This is a genomic window from Psychrobacillus mangrovi (assembly GCF_037104765.1).
GTDB lineage: Bacteria > Bacillota > Bacilli > Bacillales_A > Planococcaceae > Psychrobacillus > Psychrobacillus mangrovi.
The window spans coordinates 1-19,777 of the sequence record NZ_JBAWSY010000025.1 but is presented as its reverse complement, the minus strand read 5'-3'; the positions used below and the strand labels follow the sequence as shown (position 1 = coordinate 19,777).

Annotated in this window: 20 protein-coding genes and 1 pseudogene; 13 read left to right on the top strand and 8 right to left on the bottom strand. The window is 36.5% G+C overall.

Translation table 11 applies throughout. The features are described 5' to 3' along the window. The first annotated feature begins 377 nt into the window (after positions 1–377). The 6 genes from WAX74_RS19035 (at position 378) to WAX74_RS19010 (ending at position 7,233) form a co-directional block, all read left to right on the top strand. A complete protein-coding gene (locus tag WAX74_RS19035; protein WP_336499245.1) occupies positions 378–1,586 on the top strand; it encodes a M20 family metallopeptidase in 1,209 nt (402 codons plus the stop codon). Positions 1,587–1,615: 29 nt separating this feature from the next. Continuing rightward, on the top strand, positions 1,616–3,166 hold the full coding sequence (locus WAX74_RS19030; RefSeq protein ID WP_336499244.1) for an ABC transporter substrate-binding protein: 1,551 nt from the start codon (positions 1,616–1,618) through the stop codon (positions 3,164–3,166). Positions 3,167–3,348: 182 nt separating this feature from the next. After that, positions 3,349–4,266: an ABC transporter permease gene (locus WAX74_RS19025; protein WP_336499243.1), complete on the top strand. Its 918-nt coding sequence runs from the start codon at positions 3,349–3,351 to the stop codon at positions 4,264–4,266. A 15-nt stretch (positions 4,267–4,281) separates the two neighbouring features. Then, complete coding sequence (locus WAX74_RS19020; protein WP_336499242.1) at positions 4,282–5,217, top strand: ABC transporter permease; 936 nt, start codon at positions 4,282–4,284, stop codon at positions 5,215–5,217. A 17-nt stretch (positions 5,218–5,234) separates the two neighbouring features. After that, positions 5,235–6,239: an ABC transporter ATP-binding protein gene (locus WAX74_RS19015; RefSeq protein WP_413788999.1), complete on the top strand. Its 1,005-nt coding sequence runs from the start codon at positions 5,235–5,237 to the stop codon at positions 6,237–6,239. Then, positions 6,217–7,233: an ABC transporter ATP-binding protein gene (locus WAX74_RS19010; protein WP_336499241.1), complete on the top strand. Its 1,017-nt coding sequence runs from the start codon at positions 6,217–6,219 to the stop codon at positions 7,231–7,233. The genes WAX74_RS19015 and WAX74_RS19010 overlap by 23 nt, the downstream gene beginning before the upstream one ends. A gap of 16 nt (positions 7,234–7,249) precedes the next feature. Here the strand turns inward: WAX74_RS19010 and WAX74_RS19005 are convergent, their stop codons facing one another. From WAX74_RS19005 to WAX74_RS18995, 3 genes and pseudogenes are all read right to left on the bottom strand, one after another. After that, positions 7,250–8,140: a LysR family transcriptional regulator gene (locus WAX74_RS19005; protein WP_336499240.1), complete on the bottom strand. Its 891-nt coding sequence runs from the start codon at positions 8,138–8,140 to the stop codon at positions 7,250–7,252. Between the two features lie 349 nt (positions 8,141–8,489). Continuing rightward, positions 8,490–9,746 carry a hypothetical protein gene (locus WAX74_RS19000; protein ID WP_336499239.1) on the bottom strand — a complete coding sequence of 419 codons (1,257 nt, stop codon included), beginning with the start codon at positions 9,744–9,746 and terminating at the stop codon, positions 8,490–8,492. A 396-nt stretch (positions 9,747–10,142) separates the two neighbouring features. Beyond that, positions 10,143–10,991, bottom strand: a pseudogene (locus WAX74_RS18995) (IS110 family RNA-guided transposase); the annotation flags it as partial. Between the two features lie 776 nt (positions 10,992–11,767). Between WAX74_RS18995 and WAX74_RS18990 the strand changes: the two are divergent. Then, the gene (locus WAX74_RS18990) at positions 11,768–12,349 is read left to right on the top strand and encodes a GNAT family N-acetyltransferase (protein WP_336499237.1); all 582 of its coding nucleotides are present in this window, start codon (positions 11,768–11,770) and stop codon (positions 12,347–12,349) included. Between the two features lie 34 nt (positions 12,350–12,383). On the opposite strand, the gene WAX74_RS18985 is transcribed toward WAX74_RS18990, so the two are convergent. After that, positions 12,384–12,824 carry an NUDIX hydrolase gene (locus WAX74_RS18985; protein WP_336499236.1) on the bottom strand — a complete coding sequence of 147 codons (441 nt, stop codon included), beginning with the start codon at positions 12,822–12,824 and terminating at the stop codon, positions 12,384–12,386. 137 nt (positions 12,825–12,961) lie between these two features. Here WAX74_RS18985 and WAX74_RS18980 point away from each other — a divergent pair, with 137 nt between their 5' ends. The 5 genes from WAX74_RS18980 (at position 12,962) to WAX74_RS18960 (ending at position 16,044) form a co-directional block, all read left to right on the top strand. Further along, a complete protein-coding gene (locus WAX74_RS18980) occupies positions 12,962–14,050 on the top strand; it encodes an AI-2E family transporter (RefSeq protein ID WP_336499235.1) in 1,089 nt (362 codons plus the stop codon). Positions 14,051–14,066: 16 nt separating this feature from the next. Further along, the gene (locus WAX74_RS18975; protein WP_336499234.1) at positions 14,067–14,519 is read left to right on the top strand and encodes a PH domain-containing protein; all 453 of its coding nucleotides are present in this window, start codon (positions 14,067–14,069) and stop codon (positions 14,517–14,519) included. A gap of 9 nt (positions 14,520–14,528) precedes the next feature. Then, a complete protein-coding gene (locus WAX74_RS18970; protein ID WP_336499233.1) occupies positions 14,529–14,912 on the top strand; it encodes a DnaJ family domain-containing protein in 384 nt (127 codons plus the stop codon). Positions 14,913–14,968: 56 nt separating this feature from the next. Next, positions 14,969–15,259: a hypothetical protein gene (locus tag WAX74_RS18965; RefSeq protein ID WP_336499232.1), complete on the top strand. Its 291-nt coding sequence runs from the start codon at positions 14,969–14,971 to the stop codon at positions 15,257–15,259. 245 nt (positions 15,260–15,504) lie between these two features. After that, positions 15,505–16,044, top strand: coding sequence for a biotin transporter BioY (locus WAX74_RS18960; RefSeq protein ID WP_336499231.1), 540 nt, complete (start codon positions 15,505–15,507; stop codon positions 16,042–16,044). 32 nt (positions 16,045–16,076) lie between these two features. Here the strand turns inward: WAX74_RS18960 and WAX74_RS18955 are convergent, their stop codons facing one another. From WAX74_RS18955 to WAX74_RS18945, 3 genes are all read right to left on the bottom strand, one after another. After that, on the bottom strand, positions 16,077–16,292 hold the full coding sequence (locus WAX74_RS18955) for a hypothetical protein (protein WP_336499230.1): 216 nt from the start codon (positions 16,290–16,292) through the stop codon (positions 16,077–16,079). Further along, positions 16,282–16,596: a DUF3243 domain-containing protein gene (locus WAX74_RS18950; RefSeq protein WP_336499229.1), complete on the bottom strand. Its 315-nt coding sequence runs from the start codon at positions 16,594–16,596 to the stop codon at positions 16,282–16,284. Before WAX74_RS18950 ends, WAX74_RS18955 begins: the two co-directional genes overlap by 11 nt. A gap of 143 nt (positions 16,597–16,739) precedes the next feature. Further along, entirely contained in the window at positions 16,740–17,426 is a 687-nt protein-coding gene (locus WAX74_RS18945) for a hypothetical protein (RefSeq protein ID WP_336499228.1), read from the bottom strand. A gap of 509 nt (positions 17,427–17,935) precedes the next feature. Between WAX74_RS18945 and WAX74_RS18940 the strand changes: the two genes are divergently transcribed. Next, positions 17,936–19,132 carry an NAD(P)-dependent malic enzyme gene (locus tag WAX74_RS18940; protein ID WP_336499227.1) on the top strand — a complete coding sequence of 399 codons (1,197 nt, stop codon included), beginning with the start codon at positions 17,936–17,938 and terminating at the stop codon, positions 19,130–19,132. A gap of 99 nt (positions 19,133–19,231) precedes the next feature. Here the strand turns inward: WAX74_RS18940 and WAX74_RS18935 are convergent, their stop codons facing one another. Next, on the bottom strand, positions 19,232–19,414 hold the full coding sequence (locus WAX74_RS18935; protein WP_336499267.1) for a hypothetical protein: 183 nt from the start codon (positions 19,412–19,414) through the stop codon (positions 19,232–19,234). Positions 19,415–19,777: the final 363 nt, after the last annotated feature.

The window sequence follows — 19,777 nt, the reverse complement described above, 5'->3', positions numbered from 1 at the left end:
GCTCAGTACCTTCCACGTTGTCGAAGGTACTGAGCAATTTTCGCAAATCCTTGACATCGTTTCCCACCTTGAAAACAGAAGATTAAAGTACTTTCCTCAATCATTTCAGTCCAATCTGGAAAAACACCTGAGTAGTAATAATCATTAAAATTATCAAATAATTATGATAAACTATTATTTTGCATACATAAAAAGGTTTTCGCCAAAACAGGTAAAGGACAACTATAGAATTTTTTTATAACTGACTTAACTTTTTTAAATTTCCTTTTAATTCTATGCTTCATTAATATTAGACTAATGAATCTGAATATTTAATATTTTATTATTTATTGGTTTATGTTATTAATTGAAAACTAAGTAGAGTTGAGGTGTTGATTTTGCTGGATGAGAAAAGTGTATTGTTTAACGAAGTAGAAAGTTTAAGTAATGTTTTATTTAGTGTTAGTGATTACATCCATGATAATCCTGAATTAGGTAATGAGGAATTTAAGGCAGTTCAGAAGATTACGGAGACATTAGGAAACTATGGTTTCACTATTGAAAAAGGGATTGCCGGATTAGAAACTGCCTTTATCGCCACCTATAAAAATGGATTGGGAGGTCCGGTAATTGGATTGCTTTGTGAATATGACGCATTAAAGGATCTTGGCCATGGATGCGGTCATAACCTACAATCTGCATCCGTATTAGGAGCAGCCATTGCTCTTTCGAGGCAATTGAGCCACAAGGATGTAACGATTCAAGTAATCGGCACTCCTGCCGAGGAAACAACAAGTGGCAAGATTCCGATGGCTAACGGAGGATATTTTGACCATCTTGATGTGGCATTAATGATGCACGGTGGTGACCGGACAACAGTTGATGGAAGATCACTAGCTGTAGATAACTTTGAATTTGAATTTATCGGAAAGGAATCACACGCTGCTGTGGCTCCTGAACAAGGAATTAGTGCACTAGATGGAGTTCTTATGACCTTTAATGGAATGGAATATTTACGCGAGCATGTTCGTACGGATGTTCGAATTCATGGCATCATCACGGATGGAGGGAAAGCTCCTAACATTGTACCCAAAAGGGCAACAGCCAAATTTTCCGTTCGTGCGAAGGATCGAAAATATTTAAATGAAGTTGTGGAACGAGTGTTTAACGTAGCTAAAGGTGCGGCATTAGCTACCGGAACTAAGGTAATCATTCATCCTGTAAAGTCACTGGAGAATAAGTTGAATGTTCAAAGTTTAAATGATTTGCTCTTAGAAAATGCACGTTTTTCAGGTGCAAAGAATATTACGCCACCCCGTGAAAGAACTGGTTCTACTGATTTCAGTATTGTCACTCACCGTGTGCCTGGTGCATGTATACGTGTTTCTTTTGTACCCTATGGAACATCAAATCATACAGAAGAATGGGTGGAAGCCTCTAAAAGTAATGATGGAAATGAAGCAATTTTAGCGGCTGCCAAGACATTAAGTGGGACTTGTCTAGATTTAGTTTATTCACCGGAATTGTTAGATAGGATTAAAGCTGAATTCATAGTTGCAAAACAAACATTAGAAAGCAATTCAGAAGAATTTGTATCAACTAATTAATTTACTAACCAAAAACTAGGGGGATTTATATGAGGGGCAAATTTTCAGCTTTATCGATTTGTGCACTAGTTTCTATCTTATTACTAGCTGGCTGCACCACTACATCGAAAGGTACAACTACAGAAGTTTCTAAGGAAGAAGATAAGACATTAATCATTTCCTTAGGTCCGGATCTTATGACATGGGATATTCATAACCATACAACTACAACTACAGAGGCAATTCACGTTAATGTATTTGATTATTTATTGATGAGAGACAAGGCAGGAGAAATTCAACCCCATTTAGCAAAAGAATGGAATAAAATCGACGATACGACTGTAGAGTTTAAACTCAACGAAGGCATCAAGTTTCATAATGGGGAAGATTTAACAGCAGAGGACGTTAAATTTACACTTGAAAGAGTTGCAAAGGATGATACGCTTCGAAGTCATGGTGATTATGACACGATAAAAGAAGTTAAAGTATTGGATGATTTAACGTTTCAAATTATTACAACTGAACCTGATCCGATGCTTTTGAGTAGAATTTCAAGACAGGCGTCCGGAATTTTACCAAAGGATTATATTGAAGAAAATGGATGGGATCACTTTGAAAATAGTCCAGTTGGATCTGGGCCATTAAAATTTGTTGAATGGAAAAGGGATAACCAGGTTGTATTAGAGCCTAATCCTGATTATTTTGGAAAGAAAGTTACAAATGTTGACCAGGTTATTTTTAAAGCAATTCCTGAGGATTCAACTAGGGTTGCTGAACTTTTGTCAGGAAACATTGATATTGTTGCAAATGTTCCTCCAAGTGATTGGGAACGAGTAAAAAGTTCTGACAATAGTCAAATTGTTAATGGACCTTCTAATCGAAATTATATGATTTTTCTTCGAACACAGGAAGGTTGGCCAACTTCTGATGTGAAAGTTCGAGAAGCGATGGATTATGCCATTGATGATCAAGCAATCGTGGATAGTTTGTTAAATGGTGGTGGTACTCCGTCACTTTCACGTGTGAACCCAGGAGACATAGGCGCACAAGAGGAGTTATATGGAAAGTATAACTACGATGTTACAAAAGCAAAGCAACTATTAGCAGAAGCAGGTTATGAAGATGGGCTGACTATAGAATTATCTGGTCCAACTGGAAGGTACATTCAAGACCGTGAAGTAATGCAACTGATTGCTGGGATGCTAGAAGAAGCAGGGATCAAAACAGAAATGAATCTGATGAAGTGGGAACCATTCGTTGAGTTAAGAGAACAGCAAAAGTTTAAAGATGGTTACTTAATAGCACTAGGTTCTTCGTTTTTTGATGCTGGTCAGTCACTAAATTACTATGGCACGGCTCGTGCTAGTTCGATTAACGGTTATAGTAACCCAGAAGTTGACCAGTTATTAAGCGATGCTGAAACGTCAATGGATGAAAGCGCTCGCATTGAAATGTATCAACGTGTTCAAGATATTGCAAATGCTGAAAAGCCAATTTTACCTTTATTTCAAATTGATCAATATTTTGGGGTTTCTAAATCTATAGAGTATGAAACAAGAATGGATGAGCTTATTTACATTCCAGATATAACAAATAAGTAGTCTAATTTTAAGAAGCACTATGCTTATTGCCCCTCCCTTTTTTCATCGGAAATAGAGAGGGGGAATTTCTATAAAAACGTCATGGGCTTTGTTTTGAAGTAGCTTCGTAGCAATGTACGTGAAAGGGAAGATTGTTATCGAAAATATTATATTACACCGTTCAACTAAAGGAGAGGATAGCCGTGTGGAAATATTTAGCTAAGAGATTACTTCAAATTCCTCCAGTACTTTTTATCGTTACAATCATGATTTTTGTACTTGTTTATATAGCGGGAGACCCTGTTGCTACAATGTTGCCTGCAGATGCATCACCAGAGGAGATAGCTCAGTTTCGCCATGCATTGGGATTTGATCAGCCGTTTTATGTCCAATTTGGAAATTATATCTTAGATTTGTTTCGGGGGGACTTTGGTGAATCCTATCAATATGGGACTTCAGCATTAGGACTTGTGTTAGAAAGGCTACCCGCAACGCTTGAGTTAGCTACAGCATCGATGATTATTGCGATTCTAATTGCTATTCCATTGGGGATAATATCTGCAGTAAAACCTAATACTGTCATTGACTTTTTTGCAACAAGCTTTTCTGTATTAGGAAAAGCTATACCAAACTTTTGGCTAGGAATTATGTTGATTTTAGTTTTTTCTGTCACTCTAAAAGTTTTGCCGGTTTCAGGAACAGGAAGCTATTCCCATATTGTTTTGCCTGCCATTACTTTAGGAACGGCGATGTCCGCAGAAATCACGCGTCTAGTACGTTCTAGTATGTTAGAAATACTTCATCAGGATTATATTCGAACAGCACGAAGCAAAGGCTTAAAATATTCGGCCGTTGTGATTAAACATGCTTTTAAAAATTCATTGGTACCTGTAATTACGATTACCTTCCTTCAAGCCGCAGCTTTAGTTGGTGGGTCGTTAATTACGGAAATGATATTTGCTTGGCCAGGACTTGGGCAATTGATCATCCAAGCGGTCTATGCAAAGGATCTTCCAATAATTCAAGCCGCAGTCTTTGTCACAGCGAGCATGATTATATTCATCAATATACTAACGGATATCATGTACCGTGTACTAGATCCAAGGATAAAGTTTAATTAACGAGGAGGTAAATCGATGGAATTGAATAATCAGGCTGAGCTATCTCCTTATCCAGTTGAGAGCAGTAGACAAAAAGAAAATATGAGTAAAAAGTTTCTAGTACTATTAAAAAAGTTATTAACTAGCAAAACGGGAGTTGTAGGTCTCCTTATCGTGTTAACTGTATGTTTGATGGCGTTGTTAGCACCGATCATCGCACCATACGATCCCAATAAAATTGATACCGCTAATATGTTAAAGCCGCCATTTTGGCTTGTTAACGGGGACTTAAGTCATATTCTTGGTACAGATAATCTTGGACGTGATATTTTAAGCAGACTTATTTATGGTTCGAGAATATCTATTATTGTAGGTATACTATCTGTTGTTGTCGGAGGGTTAATAGGCGTTGTATTTGGCCTTATTGCAGGTTATTATGGTGGAATTGTTGATAGCATTATTATGAGATTGGTAGATTCTTTTTTGGCGATTCCGACTACCTTATTTTGTATCGTTTTTTTAACGGTATTAAATCCTGGTTTGTTCACTCTGATCTTTGTCATTGGTATAACGAATTGGGTTATGTATGCAAGTTTGGTTAGAAGTGAAACATTAAGTATCAAAGAAAGAGAATATGTAAAAGCGGCGAAGACAATTGGAGTTTCAAATTTTAATATTATTTTCCGTCATATTTTACCAAATGTTTTTTCATCAATTATCGTCATTTCGACATTAAGTATCGCTGGAACTATTATTACAGAATCTTCTTTAAGTTTTTTAGGATTAGGTATTCAACCTCCTGCCATTTCATGGGGTATTATGCTGAGTGAAGGAAGGGAACATCTCGCAACTAGTTGGTGGTTATCGACTTTTCCTGGTGTAGCAATTTCGATTACAGTCCTTGGAATTATTTTTTTAGGAGAATGGTTACGGGATGTACTAGATCCTAGATCACGAGGAACTAAATCTTAGTGAATGGAGGAATGGAAATGACAAAGATGCTTGAAGTAGTCAATTTAAAAACTCATTTTTATACAGATAAAGGAATTATTCCTTCAGTAGATGGCGTGTCATTCACCATCGATAAAGGACAAACAACTGCAATTGTTGGTGAATCAGGCTGCGGTAAAAGTGTCACTTCTTACTCAATCATGAGATTAGTAGATTCACCAGGAAAGGTTGTAGATGGTGAAGTTATTTTTGAAGGGAAAGATTTAACAAAGATTTCAGAAAAAGAGATGAGATCGATACGAGGTAATGACATTTCGATGATTTTTCAAGAGCCACTAAGTTCTCTTAATCCGGTGGTTAAAATTGGGAAACAGCTTATTGAAACACTGATCCTTCATCAAAAACTAACAAAAAAAATGGCTAAACAACGAAGTATAGAGATGTTAAATAAAGTAGGATTACCACGAGCTGATAAGATATATGAATCGTATCCCCATGAGTTAAGTGGTGGGATGAGGCAACGTGTGATGATTGCTATGGCATTGGCTTGTAGCCCAAAGTTATTAATCGCTGACGAACCGACGACTGCTTTAGATGTAACTATTCAAGCTCAAATCTTAAAATTAATGAAAGGACTAAGAGATGATTTTGATACATCCATTTTATTAATTACACATGATTTGGGTGTAGTAGCAGAAATAGCGGATAAAGTGATTGTTATGTACTCAGGTCAAGTAGTAGAGGAAGCAGATGTATTTAGTCTTTTTGCAAATCCAAGGCATCCATATACAAAGGGATTATTAAATAGTACTCCCCATCTGGATGATGAAAAGGATGATTTAGAACCAATTAAAGGTAACGTACCTTCTCCAGCGAATCGACCTACTGGTTGTTCCTTTCATCCAAGATGTCCACACGTGAAGGCAATCTGCCGCAAAGAGAGTCCAAATCTAACAAGCTTGGGGGATTCCAATAAGGTCAGATGCTGGCTTTATGAAGAAAACCAGGAGGAGTTGCTTTATGCTGAAAACATTGGAAGATAGCATTCGTTTAAATGGAGAAACTGGACAGCAACTATTGATCTTAGAAGGTGTCAAAAAGCATTTTGAGGTAGGAGGACATCTTCTTAAAAAGAATAAAGAATATTTGAAGGCGGTCGATGGCATCGATCTAACCGTTAATAGAGGAGAAACTCTAGGGATTGTTGGAGAATCAGGGTGTGGGAAATCAACGTTAGGCAATTTGATAATGGGTTTATTAAAACCTACAGAAGGAAAGATTGTTTTTGATGGAATAGAAATATCCTCATTAAAAGAAAAAGAATTGAAGAAGAAACGGACAGATTTTCAAATGATTTTTCAAGATCCTTTCTCATCATTGAACCCGAGGATGAGATTATTTGATATCATAGCTGAACCGTTAATTACTCATATGAAACTCGATAAAAATGAGTTGGAACGAAAAGTGTTTGAATTAATGGATGATGTAGGTCTAGATCCTTCATACTCCAACCGATTTCCTCACGAGTTTAGTGGTGGGCAAAGACAAAGAATTGGGATTGCAAGAGCTCTTGCTCTAAACCCTAAACTTATAGTATGTGATGAACCAGTTTCTGCATTGGATGTATCCATTCAAGCTCAAATATTAAATTTGTTATCCTCTATTCAAAAAAAATATCATTTAACTTATATTTTTATCGCGCACGGGTTACCAGCTGTTAAACATTTTAGTGATCGTATTGGTGTTATGTACTTAGGAGATCTAGTTGAGTTAACAACGAAAGAGCAGTTATTTAAAAGGCCGATGCATCCTTATACTGCTGGATTGTTATCTTCTGTCCCTATTTCTAGCCCTACATTAAGAAATAATCGTAAGGATGTTGGTATAGAGGGAGATATCCCGAGTCCAGTTAATCCACCATCTGGCTGTAAGTTCCATACGAGATGTCCAATTGCAACCCAAAAATGTAAAGACGTGCTACCAGAATTTACTGAAAAAGAGAGTGGTCATTTTGTTGCCTGCCATTTCCCGTACTAGATTTATAGAGAAAAGCCTATAATAAGGCTTTTTTCATATGTTCGACAAAGCTTTTAACCGGTGAAAGCTCAAGGGAAGACTCTCGGTACATTAGCCATGTCTTCCGGGTTATTAACTCATCATTTTCGGCTCTTAAATCATATGTATAGAATGAGTCATGTGAAGTAAGAGCTGATTTAGGGATGATGGCATATCCTAAATTATTCGCAACCATCTCTTTGCATGTTTCTACCTTATCAATCTCCATGCTAATCATTGGAGCTGATGTAAAGTTCTCTTGCCACCAATTTTCAATTAGTTTGGATAAAGGGTTTGAAGGCTTTTGCGTTTTTCTAATAAGGTTATTCGGCTGATAGGAAATCATTGGTGTAGAGGGCAACTCTTTCAGCTGGATAGGTCTATTAGAAATAATGGAAATTGGATCTTCATGTAAAAGTATCTTATCTTCATACCAATCATAGTTTCCTGTTACAATCCCAATTTGAATAACATTTTCTTTTAATAACTGTACAATCTCTGAACTCCAACCAGAATTTATCTTAACTTGCACTTTAGGAGTCAACTCCAGGAATTTTTTAATGATAGGGGGTAGACTGTACAACGCAAAATTACTAGAAACACCTATTCTAAGTCGTCCCTGGGTATTGTTTTTGATTAAACTCATATAATCCTTCATTTTACTTATCTCAAGTAGCATATTTTTTGAGAATTCAACTAAGTAATCCCCTTCGGGTGTAAACCTCATTTTGTTACCTTCTCGTTTCAGAACTTTAATATCATACTCCTGCTCAATTTGCTGCAGCCGATAGGTAAGAGCAGGTTGAGACATAAATAACCGATTCGCTGCCTTCGTAATATTTTGTTCCTCATGTATAATCACTAACAATAAGCAATCTTGTTCTTTCATAAATTGGAATCTCCTCTTTGTGAGACGTTTGACTAGGTTAAGTATAACTATACTTGAATTATACACGCTTAAAAAGAGTCCCTTTGCTAGAATTAAATTTAAATTATTCTGACTATTTCGCGTTTTATTATTTTGATAAAATGAAACTATGAGGAATTACGGGATGGTCTAATTTTGGCACAGTTTGACTAATTATTGTTTTTCCGAGCTTGAAAGGGTAGCTTTTTCTTATTGAACGAACGGTCAGGTTAGTTGAGGAAAAAATTTTTAGCTTGTTCAATAATCGGGACATTTAATCGAATAAATAATGCATAAACTATTAAAAAACATAAAAAGCGAATTTCTTTTATTAAAGAATTCGCTTCGAATTTTTCCCACTAGCAATGATTTTACCTCCAATGTTAAGTTCCTTCACTTCTCCGCCTTCCAATGCGTAACTTGTAACACCATCACCGTGCGTGATAATATTTCCATTAACGGTCAAACTTTCAATTTTGCCCCCTGATTTAATACTTACGGCATTTGCCGCAAGTTTCGTGATTGCGCCTTTAACTAGGGAGTTGCCAACAGAGCCATAGGTTGTGACATTTTCTTCAATAATCATATTTCCAATAGGCTTACTGACTTGTAACCCAATGGAACCATCCCCATAGGTTGTGATGGATTTAAATTTAATATTTTCTACTGTACCGTCATATTGGTTAAATCCTCTTGCTCCTAATCCATAGGTAATAATATCCTGCGCCAAGAAATCTTTTACTGTTCCAAAATTCACAAATCCGATGCCGCTTGGTCCATAAGATATGACTGGACAATGGCTAATCCATTTTTCAACTTTTCCCCATGTATCCAGAACCATATCATTTACACCGTAAGTCACAATCTCGTCATGATGTTCAACTATTTTTGCTTCCACACCATACACAATGAATACTGCCGCGGTAATAATATCAGCTGTCCCATACGGCAGCATTCCATTTGAATAAACAGCACCTGTAGTTAGTGCTTCTAAATTAATCTTGCCACCTTCATCGCCAAACCCACAAACAAAAATACCTGAGCCAATTACAGGAGCGTTTTTAACGCCTATGGAGATGTTTGTTAATTTGCAATCAATTTGACTGTTAGGATCTGAATTAAAATTGTATACAGTCATAGCTCCTTGATACACATTAACGCCATACTTTTGAGGTTGCTCACTATAATGCCTCGAATCGCAAGAGTTAATATGGATATTGTTTCCATAAAGATTAATCCTGTCCGTTCCTTGCCTAGAAATAATCGAAACTTGACCTGAAATATGCAAATTTTCAAGGTCAAGTTTCCCCATATCCGGAATGCCACACACTGTATAAATGGCTCTGTTTGTTTGTTTTGTTATTACAGTTAGGTTAGAGATGGTATTGTTGCGAGTCACTCCAAAACCATCACTATTATTGAAGCTTACTATACATGATTCAATATTTTTTCCAGTTAATTGATAGCCTTCGGGTATAGTAATCGAATGAGGGGAAAGAATGGATCCTTGTACTTCCAAAACTTGTGGCACATTTTCATAAATAGCATTCAATAGTTCTAATAGTGTAGTTACTTTTGTTTTTTTCAATTTTAACATTCACCCTTAAGTTCGTTTTACTTATCATAAAGCTATGTTGACCAATTTTTTAGAATGGTATACTTTCCATTAAGGTAAAATTTGAATACGATTTAATCAATGATTTACCACAATCGGGAGCGATTGTTTAATAAGCGTCATTGTTCTTATTAAACTCCCATGAAAATTAAAATCTTCGATTTAGAGAAAAAGACAATACGGAATCAGACGCGGCTCATTTAATTTTTAAAAAAGTGCAGCGCCTAAATGGGGATCAAATTATGATTGGATTAGGAGGCGTTTGGTTCTGTAATTGTTACGTTATAACCTAAGTTCTCAAGCCTGCGAACAGAATACCGTACAATAGATTGTTGTTTTTGTTTTTCAAAGTAATCTTCCCCTAGATCATAAGTGAGACGCGCTAGGGAATTGCTTCTCGACATCCATTCCGACTTCGGCTAAGATTTGTTCGGCCATTCGAGTGCCGATGCCGGGAATGGAATCCAACCTCTCAATATCTTCTTGGTGGGAGGATAGTCTAGTAGTCACCTCTTGGTTTAGCAGGTCAACCTGTTCAGTAAGAAATTCTATATGAGTCAGAATGGTTTTTAACATTAGCCGTTGATGTGGATTGATATGCACTCGAAGGGCTAGTTCAAGTTCATCCTTTTTCTTTTTCATTGTTCGACGGGCAAAGCTTGCCAGCTTCTCAGGATCGTTTTCGCCATCGGCGATTGCACGAAGCATATCAAGGGATGAGACACCCATAATGTCGGAAACAACGGAGCCAAGTTTGATATTTGCACCTTCCAACACCTTTTGAATCCGATTATGTTGTCTAGCACGTTCTTCGATAATACTACGGCGGTACCGAACTAACTCACGCAGTTCTCGCTGATTCCGGTCCGGAATGTAACTTGCTTTAAGTAGACCGTGACGAAGAAGTTTGGCAATCCATTCTGCATCTTTCACATCGGTCTTGCGACCAGGTACTGCCTTCATATGTTGGGCATTCACGACTAAAAATTCTATACTTTCAGCTTCAAGTAAGTTAACGATAGGCTTCCAAAAAACTCCCGTGCTCTCCATTGCCACGTGGGTACAATTATGCTCCTCAATCCAGTCGATTAACTGTAATAGAAATACAGTTTTAGTGGAAAACGTTTGAATCTCCTTTCCTTTTGGCGTAATGATACAAGCAGTAATGGAGTCTTTATGGACATCCATCCCACATGCTCTTTCAATGACTACATCCATTGAAAACATCCTTTCTACGGCTCTCATAATAATTGGAGGCTGGTGCTACAATCAGAATAGGATTAATCTACCATGTGTGCTTCCCGTAAGGGAGCGACAGTCAGTGGTGCACCGTGGTCGTTGGAGTCAGACTAACGGATGGGCTTTAACATACCATAGTTAAACGACCTTCCTCTCCCAGCCGTAGAAATAGTATGGACGGTTCTTAACTATTTTCATTCTCTGTGGTGAAGAGCTGATTTTTGCGATTCATGGATGGCTAACGGGTGCTTTAGTTGTAGAAGTTTAGGAAATTTGTTGTGGTAAAAACTTTGTTTGTTGTTGTAGTAAATGAGGTCATATGTTGTACAAAAGGATAGATGTAATCAGGTATAACCTGTTCATCTATCCTTTTCTTTTTACCCCTATATAATATGTGATATTATAATAAACCACTTAATTATAGGGTTTCATAATTGTTTTCTTGACTTTAGATAAAAGTAGTTGCCTTCTTCTTTTCTATTGTTTGCCTCTTTTACTAAAGAGAGGCATCTAGCTCGGTAAATTAGAGAGAATTAGAACAAATTATTATCCCAGTATTTAATAATGTGGTTTAAAGTAATATTATAAAGATGGATTATTTTAAGGATTTAATACAAAATACAAGAAGAGACATATGAGGAAACATTGGCTTTCAAACTCAAATATTACGTAAGAAGGAGACAGCAGATATTGAGATTACGGATGCTATAAAAGAAAATTGCATTCCAATTGAGATCTAGCATAAGGAGAAGAAGATGGATATGGATAAAGTCTTTGATTACTTTCAGGTAGTGGAGTCAGAGGAACTAATTCTTGGGAGAATAGAAGAAAAACATTTACAGGATTTGTTTAGAATTTACGATAATGAAAAAGTTTTTGAATACTGTGGGATCATACCTAAACATAATGTACAAACAGTTAGTAAAATGATTGGGCATTTTGAAAGAGATTTTCAAAAAAGAAGCAGAATCAAGTGGGGGATCTTTCAGAAGAGGGATAAACATAAATTAGTAGGAATTATGGAATGCATGGATTTTAACCAAAAGATCAACTCGGTAACTATTGGGTACTATTTGGCTGAAGATTGTTGGGGCAATGGGATTGCAACAAAATCGGTCAAACTAATCGTAAAATACTTATTTGAAGAAGTGAATATTAATCGAATTCATGCAGAGGTCATGCCTGCCAATGAGACCTCAAAGAAAGTACTCATAAAGAACGGTTTTATAAGAGAGGGACTGTTAAGGCAAGCTTCATTATGGTCTGGCAAAGGAATTGTCGACTTAGAAATTTACGGTATACTTAAAGAGGACTATGTTGAAAAAAGGTTCATATAAAACCCGGCCGCTTGAGGACGGGTTTGTACTGAACTTACAAAAACTCGTCTTCTATAAATTTTCGATAAGATTCCAATATGCCGCCTGGTAAATGTTTAGGTGAAAAAAATTGAAGACTAATTGATTCGTTTTCATCTGGTGTGATATTTCCTATGTATTCAAATGCTTTATAGACAGCAGTTACAGAGTAAAATTTATCGCCATTTGGATTCTCCATATAATATTCTGGACCAGAATATACATTACATAATGTTAAACTTCCAAGCTGTAGTCCCGTTTCCTCCAAAACCTCTCTTCTTGCGGTATCTTCTAAGCTTTCTCCCAGTTCCATTAACCCACCAGGTAATCCAAAAACTTCTTGTTCTCTTTCCTGCAATAAAATTTCCCTCTTATCATTTAAAATAAGCACGACTGCTCCAGGAAGTATAAGTGGGTCATGTCCGACATATTTTCGTAGTTGCTTATAATATTCCATAGACTTTATCCCTTCAAAAATCATTATCTTGCTAACAGTATAGAACAAAAAATGGTAAGATACATTATAAAGTGAAACTTCATTTAAATTGAATCGTAATAAATATTAAAGAAATAACTCGAGGATGTGAGCACTAGTTGGCAAATAAGCGTTGGTTCCAAGTTGGAGTAGCAATACTTCTTACACTATTAATCATTTTTATGTTCATGAAAGTTAAAACTATTTTTTCACCACTAGTAATTGTCGGGCAAGCAATATTTTTCCCTTTATTAATAGGTGGCGTCTTATTTTATTTATCAAGACCACTTCAAAAATGGTTGGAGTCAATAAAGTTTCCAAGGTGGGCAAGTATCATTTCCGTTTTTGTAGTAATTGGTTTAATTGGTTGGGGATTTTATGCACTGGTCGGACCACCTCTAACAAAACAAGTGAATGATCTTGTGAAAAATACACCGGCATTTATTAGTGAGGTAGAGGATTTTACAAGATTCGCCTTTTCTCAAAAAGAAAAGTTGCCGGATCTTCCAGAGTCAGTACAAAAAACGATTGAAGATGTAGCAGGAAAAATTGACACGATTGCGGTTTCTGCAGGCTCTTTGTTAATTCGATTCATTCAAAGCTTGTTCCAGGGAATATTCTTATTAGTTCTAGTTCCTTTTTTCCTAGTATATATGCTAAAGGATCATGAAAAATTTGCTCCATTTATTGCAAAGTTTTTTAAAGGAGAAAAGAAAACCTGGATACGAAAGACATTAGCCGATATAGATGATACATTACGTTCTTACATTCAAGGACAATTATTTGTTAGTTTTTTAGTTGGCCTTATGCTATTCATAGGTTATTTTGCAATTGGACTGGAGTATGCCCTGTTACTTGCTTTATTCGGAATGATTATGAATGTAATCCCGTTTTTGGGACCATATATTGCGGTCGTGCCCGCTCTTATAATTGCATTAGTTCAAGAGCCAAAGCTTGCAATATACGTAGCCATTATCATGCTCGTGTCACAACAAATTGAAAGTAATTTCATTACACCAAATGTAATGGGTAAATCATTGGATATTCACCCACTAACAGTTATAACGATTATTTTAGCAGCCGGAAATATTGCGGGGCTCTGGGGGATTATTTTAGGTGTACCAACATATGCAGTAATAAAATCAATCCTTAAAAATTTATATGCACATCGTGAAGGTATAAAGGATGCTGCAACAGAATCAATATAGATAGGTGGGTGATTCTATGACGTTTAAATCAAAAAGAGATCGGTCATTTATTAATCTACTCATCATAGCCATTGGAATTATCGCAATAGCAACATTATGGCCGGTAGTATTTGAATTATTTTATACAGAGGCTCCTGATGTAGGAGCTATTTGGGTAATGATTATTCTATTTGTAGTAATGACTTGGTTTATCGTATGGATTTCTTTTGATATTGAATACACTTTTAAAGAAGATTACTTATTTATCCGTGGAGGTCTTTTTAGAAGTAAAATTCCATATGAAGACATAACGAAAGTAAATCGCACGTCAGATATTCTCGTTGGCTATCGTATTCTTTCTTCTAAAGATGCTATAGAGGTTCATTATAAAAAGGCGTTCATGGGAAGTGTAATCATCTCTCCAGAGGATCAAGAAGAGTTTTTAAAGGTTTTAAAGGAGAAGGTACCGCAAATTCATATTGTAAAGTGAGGTTTTAATATGGAAAACTTCAATAAACCAAGCAATGATTTAATCGGTGACATCTTAAAAAACTATGAAAAAACCGGCGGAATGGATAATTTGAAAGGGCAAGGCAAACCTCTGTCAGATGAATATTTTTCCGGAGATATATTTCAGCACTTTCAAAAAATAGCGAAGGATGCTGGATTCAAACCACATTGGTTAAAGTTGCAGCATGAAATTAGAGATGAATTAAAAGATATTGCCCAAAAGTACGTAAACGGACAAAAGACTGATTTACAGTTTAGGGTGACAAAAGTAAATGAAAAAATTATTGCATATAATAAATCTTGTCCGCCCCCTATGCAAAAAAGCGTTGTTCGATTGGAAACAATCGAATCAGCAAGTCAAAGGTGGGAATAAACAGTGTTCTATTACCTAGGGCACTGAAAAACTCTTCAAGGTATCTCTTAGCGAGTATGAGAACAATTTTTCGTTCTCATACTCGCTTTTTGTCTGGACCCGTTAATTTCCGTTCCTGGCGGATGCTTTCCGCCGGCATGGCTTCAGCCTTCCCTTGCTCCTGGCAAAGCTCGTCGCAAAAAACAATGCTCCTGCGCAAGATCGTCGCAAAAATTATTTTCCCTACGCTCAGTCCAGGGTCTTCAGCTCATGCACCTGCCGCTTCGCTTTCGGTGCAGAAAACATTTGCTATTGCGGCTGGAGTCGCCGCCTTCCACTACAATCAACTATTGTATGTTTACAATTAAGCCTTTCCTATATCTAAGATAACATCGTTTCCCTGTATAATAAATTTAAGAGGCAACAATCCTATGCGCTGTTAATTTCAAATAAGAAAGAAACAAGACGTTTTCTGACAACTATGTTATTTAAATCGTAAGTTTTTCATTGTTGTTTTTTTATATTGACGAAATCTTTTATTTTTATTATGATGTTTTTGTGTTAACTTAATTGAAGGTAAGGTTAACTCATATATACATAGGGGGAAATAAAAGTGAGAAATGAAAGTTTGAAAATGATGATTGTCGCAGCTTTATTTGCAGCAATAATAGCGGTTGCTGCCCAGCTGATGATTAATATTCCACCAGTACCGTTTACATTAATGACAATTGCGGTCATGTTAACAGCTACGATTCTTGGGAAAAAATATGGATCATTGGCGGTTACTGTATATGTTTTGATGGGTCTAGTTGGAATTCCAGTATTTGCAGGAATGAAGGGCGGATTTGGAATAATTTTAGGGCCTACAGGTGGTTATCTTGTAGCTATTATTCCAGCCGCTTTATTTATAGGGTGGTACTTAGAAAAATTTAAGCATACAAAAGTACAAGCAATTATCGCTAATATGATTGCTGTTCTCATTATATTAATTATTGGAACGGTTTGGCTAAAAGTAGTTGCAGATCTTCCGTGGAATGGTGCATTTAAAGGGGGATTGCTCCCGTTTATTTTACCAGATCTTGCAAAAGCAATAGTTGCAGCACTGTTAGGGGTTATCATCAGAAATCGTTTAGTATCAGCAAAATTAATATAAAACAAGCTCCGAGGTGCTCGGAGCTTGTTTTATTAGTTAGGGGGATATCGTTCTTCACTTATAGAACGATCTTTTGTGTGGTGGTGGTAGTTTTCGTCTTGTACCTTCATGTTCAGTTCTTCTACTTGAATGGCATCTACAGTTTGCATATCTTCATGCATATCGAACAAACTTTGTTTCGTTGTTCGGACCCCATCCGGATTATCAAGAAATGGACCTTCAGCATCTTTACGAATTCTATCCTTCATTTTTTACGAGGTTTAACAGCATATGGCTTAGTGCATGTTGCTCTTCTTTACTTCCACTATTCCATAACTGTTGTAGAAGATGTTCCTCACGATTTCGAGGGTCTTCATGCTTTGCTAAATAGCCAGCGACTTTTTCAGTTGCCTTTGCTAAAGCCTCATCACTTAAGCCCAATTTTTCTCCAGCAGCCACTTTTTCTGATAAATAAGATTTGAATGCCGAAAAGTTTTTTAGAATTTCTTCTTTTTCTTCTGTGCCAATGCTATTGAGCTTATTGTCAATGCGTTCATCTATTTTGTTTCCCAAGCTTTCTCACTCCTTTAATATTAGACTCTTATTAGCTATTCCCAAAGCTAACTCAAACATGCATTAAAAAAGTTTATTTGTTTTCAAGTAAAATGTTTTACTCTTACACGTAGTAATTATCTAATTATTTTCGGGAGTGCTTTTCAAATTGGGCAGAATCCACATCGTTGAAGTCCAGGTATATCTTTTGAAAAACAGCAAGTTTTTCGGACGGTTGTATTAATTAATTCGGCTGGCTTTTTGCCTTTCAAATAATTAGCTAATAAATATTTTGTAGTAAAATTTTTCCAAACACCTTCTTCTTGGAGTAGCAACCAGTCTTCATTCGCTTGTTCCGAAGTTACCGGATTATCCAGAAAAACGTAGTAATGCCATAGTAAATAACCAAAAACATTCTCCCATAACGTCAGAGGAGAAATACTGCATTGTGACCGAAGTTGTTGGATAATTGGATAGCATTGTTGTTTCCAAACCATTTCAATATCTTTAGCGCGATCATCTCGTACATCTCTGTAAAATTTTGATGGGATATATGTGCTAATAGTTTTATTTCCATACTCCGTAGTGGCGAAGTATTGAAGTTCTTCTAAAGGGCCATCCCAAATCTCATCATACAAAGTCATCATATAAAACTGCATCGAGATGAACATCCCGACTCTTCTCATGAAGAAAGAGGCGGCGATAGGATCATTTGAAGCTCCAGAGATTAATTTAATAACAGGAAGAGCAGTATCTACGTTTTTTGCATGAAAAATTGGAGTACCAATAGGTTCAATATACACACTATAATTATTCAGTTGTTTTATTTGGTCGTTCGTTAAGGTTGTCATAAAATTAGTATACAATTTTTTCGATTATTTGTTGACTTTTTAAATGAAAATGATTATCATTACCATATAGAAACTTACTCTTATGTGAGAAGATTCTTACCAGCGACTTTTCTCCAATTGTAGCTGATCAATCGCACACTTAACCCCCTCAACGTTAAGTCAGTGCATTTAAGTTATCGGGAACCAATATGGTTGCCGATTTTTTTATGCACTTATAAACGCACTTAACCCTCCGTTATTCTAATTCAGAAGAAAAAATAATAAATAACTCGAAAAAATAAATTTGTTTAATGTGAAATGTATAGTTAATACTATGGTTATAAAATTCGAATTCAGGTCAGTAATAGCCTTAATTTCTGTAGAAAAATATGGGTCATTGTGCAACCCTTCACTAAATTGACTTTAACACACTAAATCATTATAATTCTCAGAATATACTGCTATTTAGGAGTTAAGTACCTAAAAAGCTAATAAAAATATATGGAGGGTGAAGTGAGGAGATGGATTCAATGGACTTAAAAACAAAAGCATTAAATTTGCATCGAACGTACAAAGGTAAAATGGAGATGAATTCAAAGGTACCTATGGAAAGTATGGGGGATTTGAGCCTAGCTTATTCTCCTGGAGTGGCAGAACCTTGTATCGAAATAAAAAATAATCCCTCGACTATTTACGATTACACGATGAAAGGCAATTTAGTTGGAGTAGTTACAGATGGTACGGCAGTTTTAGGTTTAGGTGATATCGGGCCTGAAGCAGCATTACCTGTTATGGAAGGGAAGGCTATTTTGTTAAAACGTTTTGCCAATGTCGATGCTTTTCCAATTTGTTTAGACACAAAAAATGTAGATGAGATTGTGCAAATTGTAAAGGCAATAAGTCCAACATTTGGAGCGATTAATCTGGAAGATATTTCAGCTCCACGATGTTTTGAAGTGGAAGATCGACTTCGCCAAGAATTAAATATACCTGTTTTCCATGATGATCAACATGGAACAGCTATTGTCGTTGGTGCGGGACTACAAAATGCCGTAAAGTTAGTTCAAAAAGAAATTCCTTTATTAAAAGTAGTTATAAATGGAGCAGGAGCAGCGGGAATGGCCATTTTAAGAGTTCTCCAACAGTTAGGTTATCAACAGATAATTATGTGTGATTCAACCGGTATTATTTATGAAGGTCGAGAAGAGGGGATGAATCCGGTTAAACAGGCGATTGCTAGCAGTACAAATCCGCTAGGTTTAAAAGGCACATTAAAAGATGCTATGGATAGTGCGGATATCTTTATTGGAGTTTCCGTAGCAAATCTTTTAACGAGAGAATTAATTGATGCGATGAATCCTGATCCTATTGTTTTTGCGTTAGCGAACCCTACACCTGAAATTGCCTATGACTTAGCAAAAGAATGGGGTGTTAAAGTCATTGCGACAGGGCGTTCTGATAATCCGAACCAAGTCAATAACATATTGGCTTTTCCAGGGATCTTCAGAGGGGCACTAGATGTAAGAGCAACTGATATTAACGAAGAAATGAAGCTGGCGGCAGTTCAGGCAATTGCTTCTCTTATTGACGAGAGTGATTTAAGGGAAGATTATATCATTCCAGATGCATTTGATGAAAGAGTAGTAAGCGTAGTTGCAGAAGCTGTTAAAGAAGCAGCAATTGAATCAGGCGTTTCAATCCTTTATCAACGAGTATTAGAAGTATAATCATCAAAGCGTTCCAGAAAGTTCTTCTGGAATTTCAGACTGTAGACAAACTCGAAAAAAACGAGTTGTCTATAGTCTTTTTATTTTTTGATAGATAAGTTACTTCTTGAAATTAACAGCGGATAGGGTCGTTGCTCCTTGAACCTCCTTGCCAAACAGGCCCGCATCTTTGTTGTATTCAAATTTTTCTTCCTGTTTTCGATTTCTTTCTGATATTGCTGGATTTAGTTTCGCCACAAGCGCAATTTCTTGTACCTTCATATTTTCAATATTTACCTTCATTAATTTTACGAGGCATATCACCTCTAGGCACAAAATATCGTAAATCGCTATATATGGATTTCTGTTGTTGAAATCATGGGGAACACCTACATGCATTTACTTTAATTTATTTTCACGATGTTTTTTAGATAGCATACAATAGTTGATTGTAGTGGAGGGCGGCGACTCCAGCCGGAATAGCATGAGCTGAAGACCCTGGACTGAGCGTAGCGAGGGAAGCGGCTGAAGCCATGCCGGCGGAAACATACTAACATTAGTAGTACAAACCAAGGCCATGGTTTGTGCTACTATTTTTATATAGTAGAAGTGAGGGAAAGTCGAGCGGACGCTGGGATCTTAGAATCCGTATCGGAAACCGGCTAA

Bases quoted from the DNA above. Each gene is read 5' to 3' on its own strand.
- WAX74_RS19030 (WP_336499244.1), top strand. From the start codon at position 1,616: ATGAGGGGCAAATTTTCAGCTTTATCGATTTGTGCACTAGTTTCTATC.
- WAX74_RS19020 (WP_336499242.1), top strand. From the start codon at position 4,282: ATGGAATTGAATAATCAGGCTGAGCTATCTCCTTATCCAGTTGAGAGC.
- WAX74_RS19015 (WP_413788999.1), top strand. From the start codon at position 5,235: ATGACAAAGATGCTTGAAGTAGTCAATTTAAAAACTCATTTTTATACA.
- WAX74_RS19010 (WP_336499241.1), top strand. From the start codon at position 6,217: ATGCTGAAAACATTGGAAGATAGCATTCGTTTAAATGGAGAAACTGGA.
- WAX74_RS19005 (WP_336499240.1), bottom strand. From the start codon at position 8,140: ATGAAAGAACAAGATTGCTTATTGTTAGTGATTATACATGAGGAACAA.
- WAX74_RS18990 (WP_336499237.1), top strand. From the start codon at position 11,768: ATGGATATGGATAAAGTCTTTGATTACTTTCAGGTAGTGGAGTCAGAG.
- WAX74_RS18985 (WP_336499236.1), bottom strand. From the start codon at position 12,824: ATGGAATATTATAAGCAACTACGAAAATATGTCGGACATGACCCACTT.
- WAX74_RS18975 (WP_336499234.1), top strand. From the start codon at position 14,067: ATGACGTTTAAATCAAAAAGAGATCGGTCATTTATTAATCTACTCATC.
- WAX74_RS18970 (WP_336499233.1), top strand. From the start codon at position 14,529: ATGGAAAACTTCAATAAACCAAGCAATGATTTAATCGGTGACATCTTA.
- WAX74_RS18965 (WP_336499232.1), top strand. From the start codon at position 14,969: ATGAGAACAATTTTTCGTTCTCATACTCGCTTTTTGTCTGGACCCGTT.
- WAX74_RS18955 (WP_336499230.1), bottom strand. From the start codon at position 16,292: ATGAAGGATAGAATTCGTAAAGATGCTGAAGGTCCATTTCTTGATAAT.
- WAX74_RS18945 (WP_336499228.1), bottom strand. From the start codon at position 17,426: ATGACAACCTTAACGAACGACCAAATAAAACAACTGAATAATTATAGT.
- WAX74_RS18940 (WP_336499227.1), top strand. From the start codon at position 17,936: ATGGACTTAAAAACAAAAGCATTAAATTTGCATCGAACGTACAAAGGT.
- WAX74_RS18935 (WP_336499267.1), bottom strand. From the start codon at position 19,414: ATGAAGGTAAATATTGAAAATATGAAGGTACAAGAAATTGCGCTTGTG.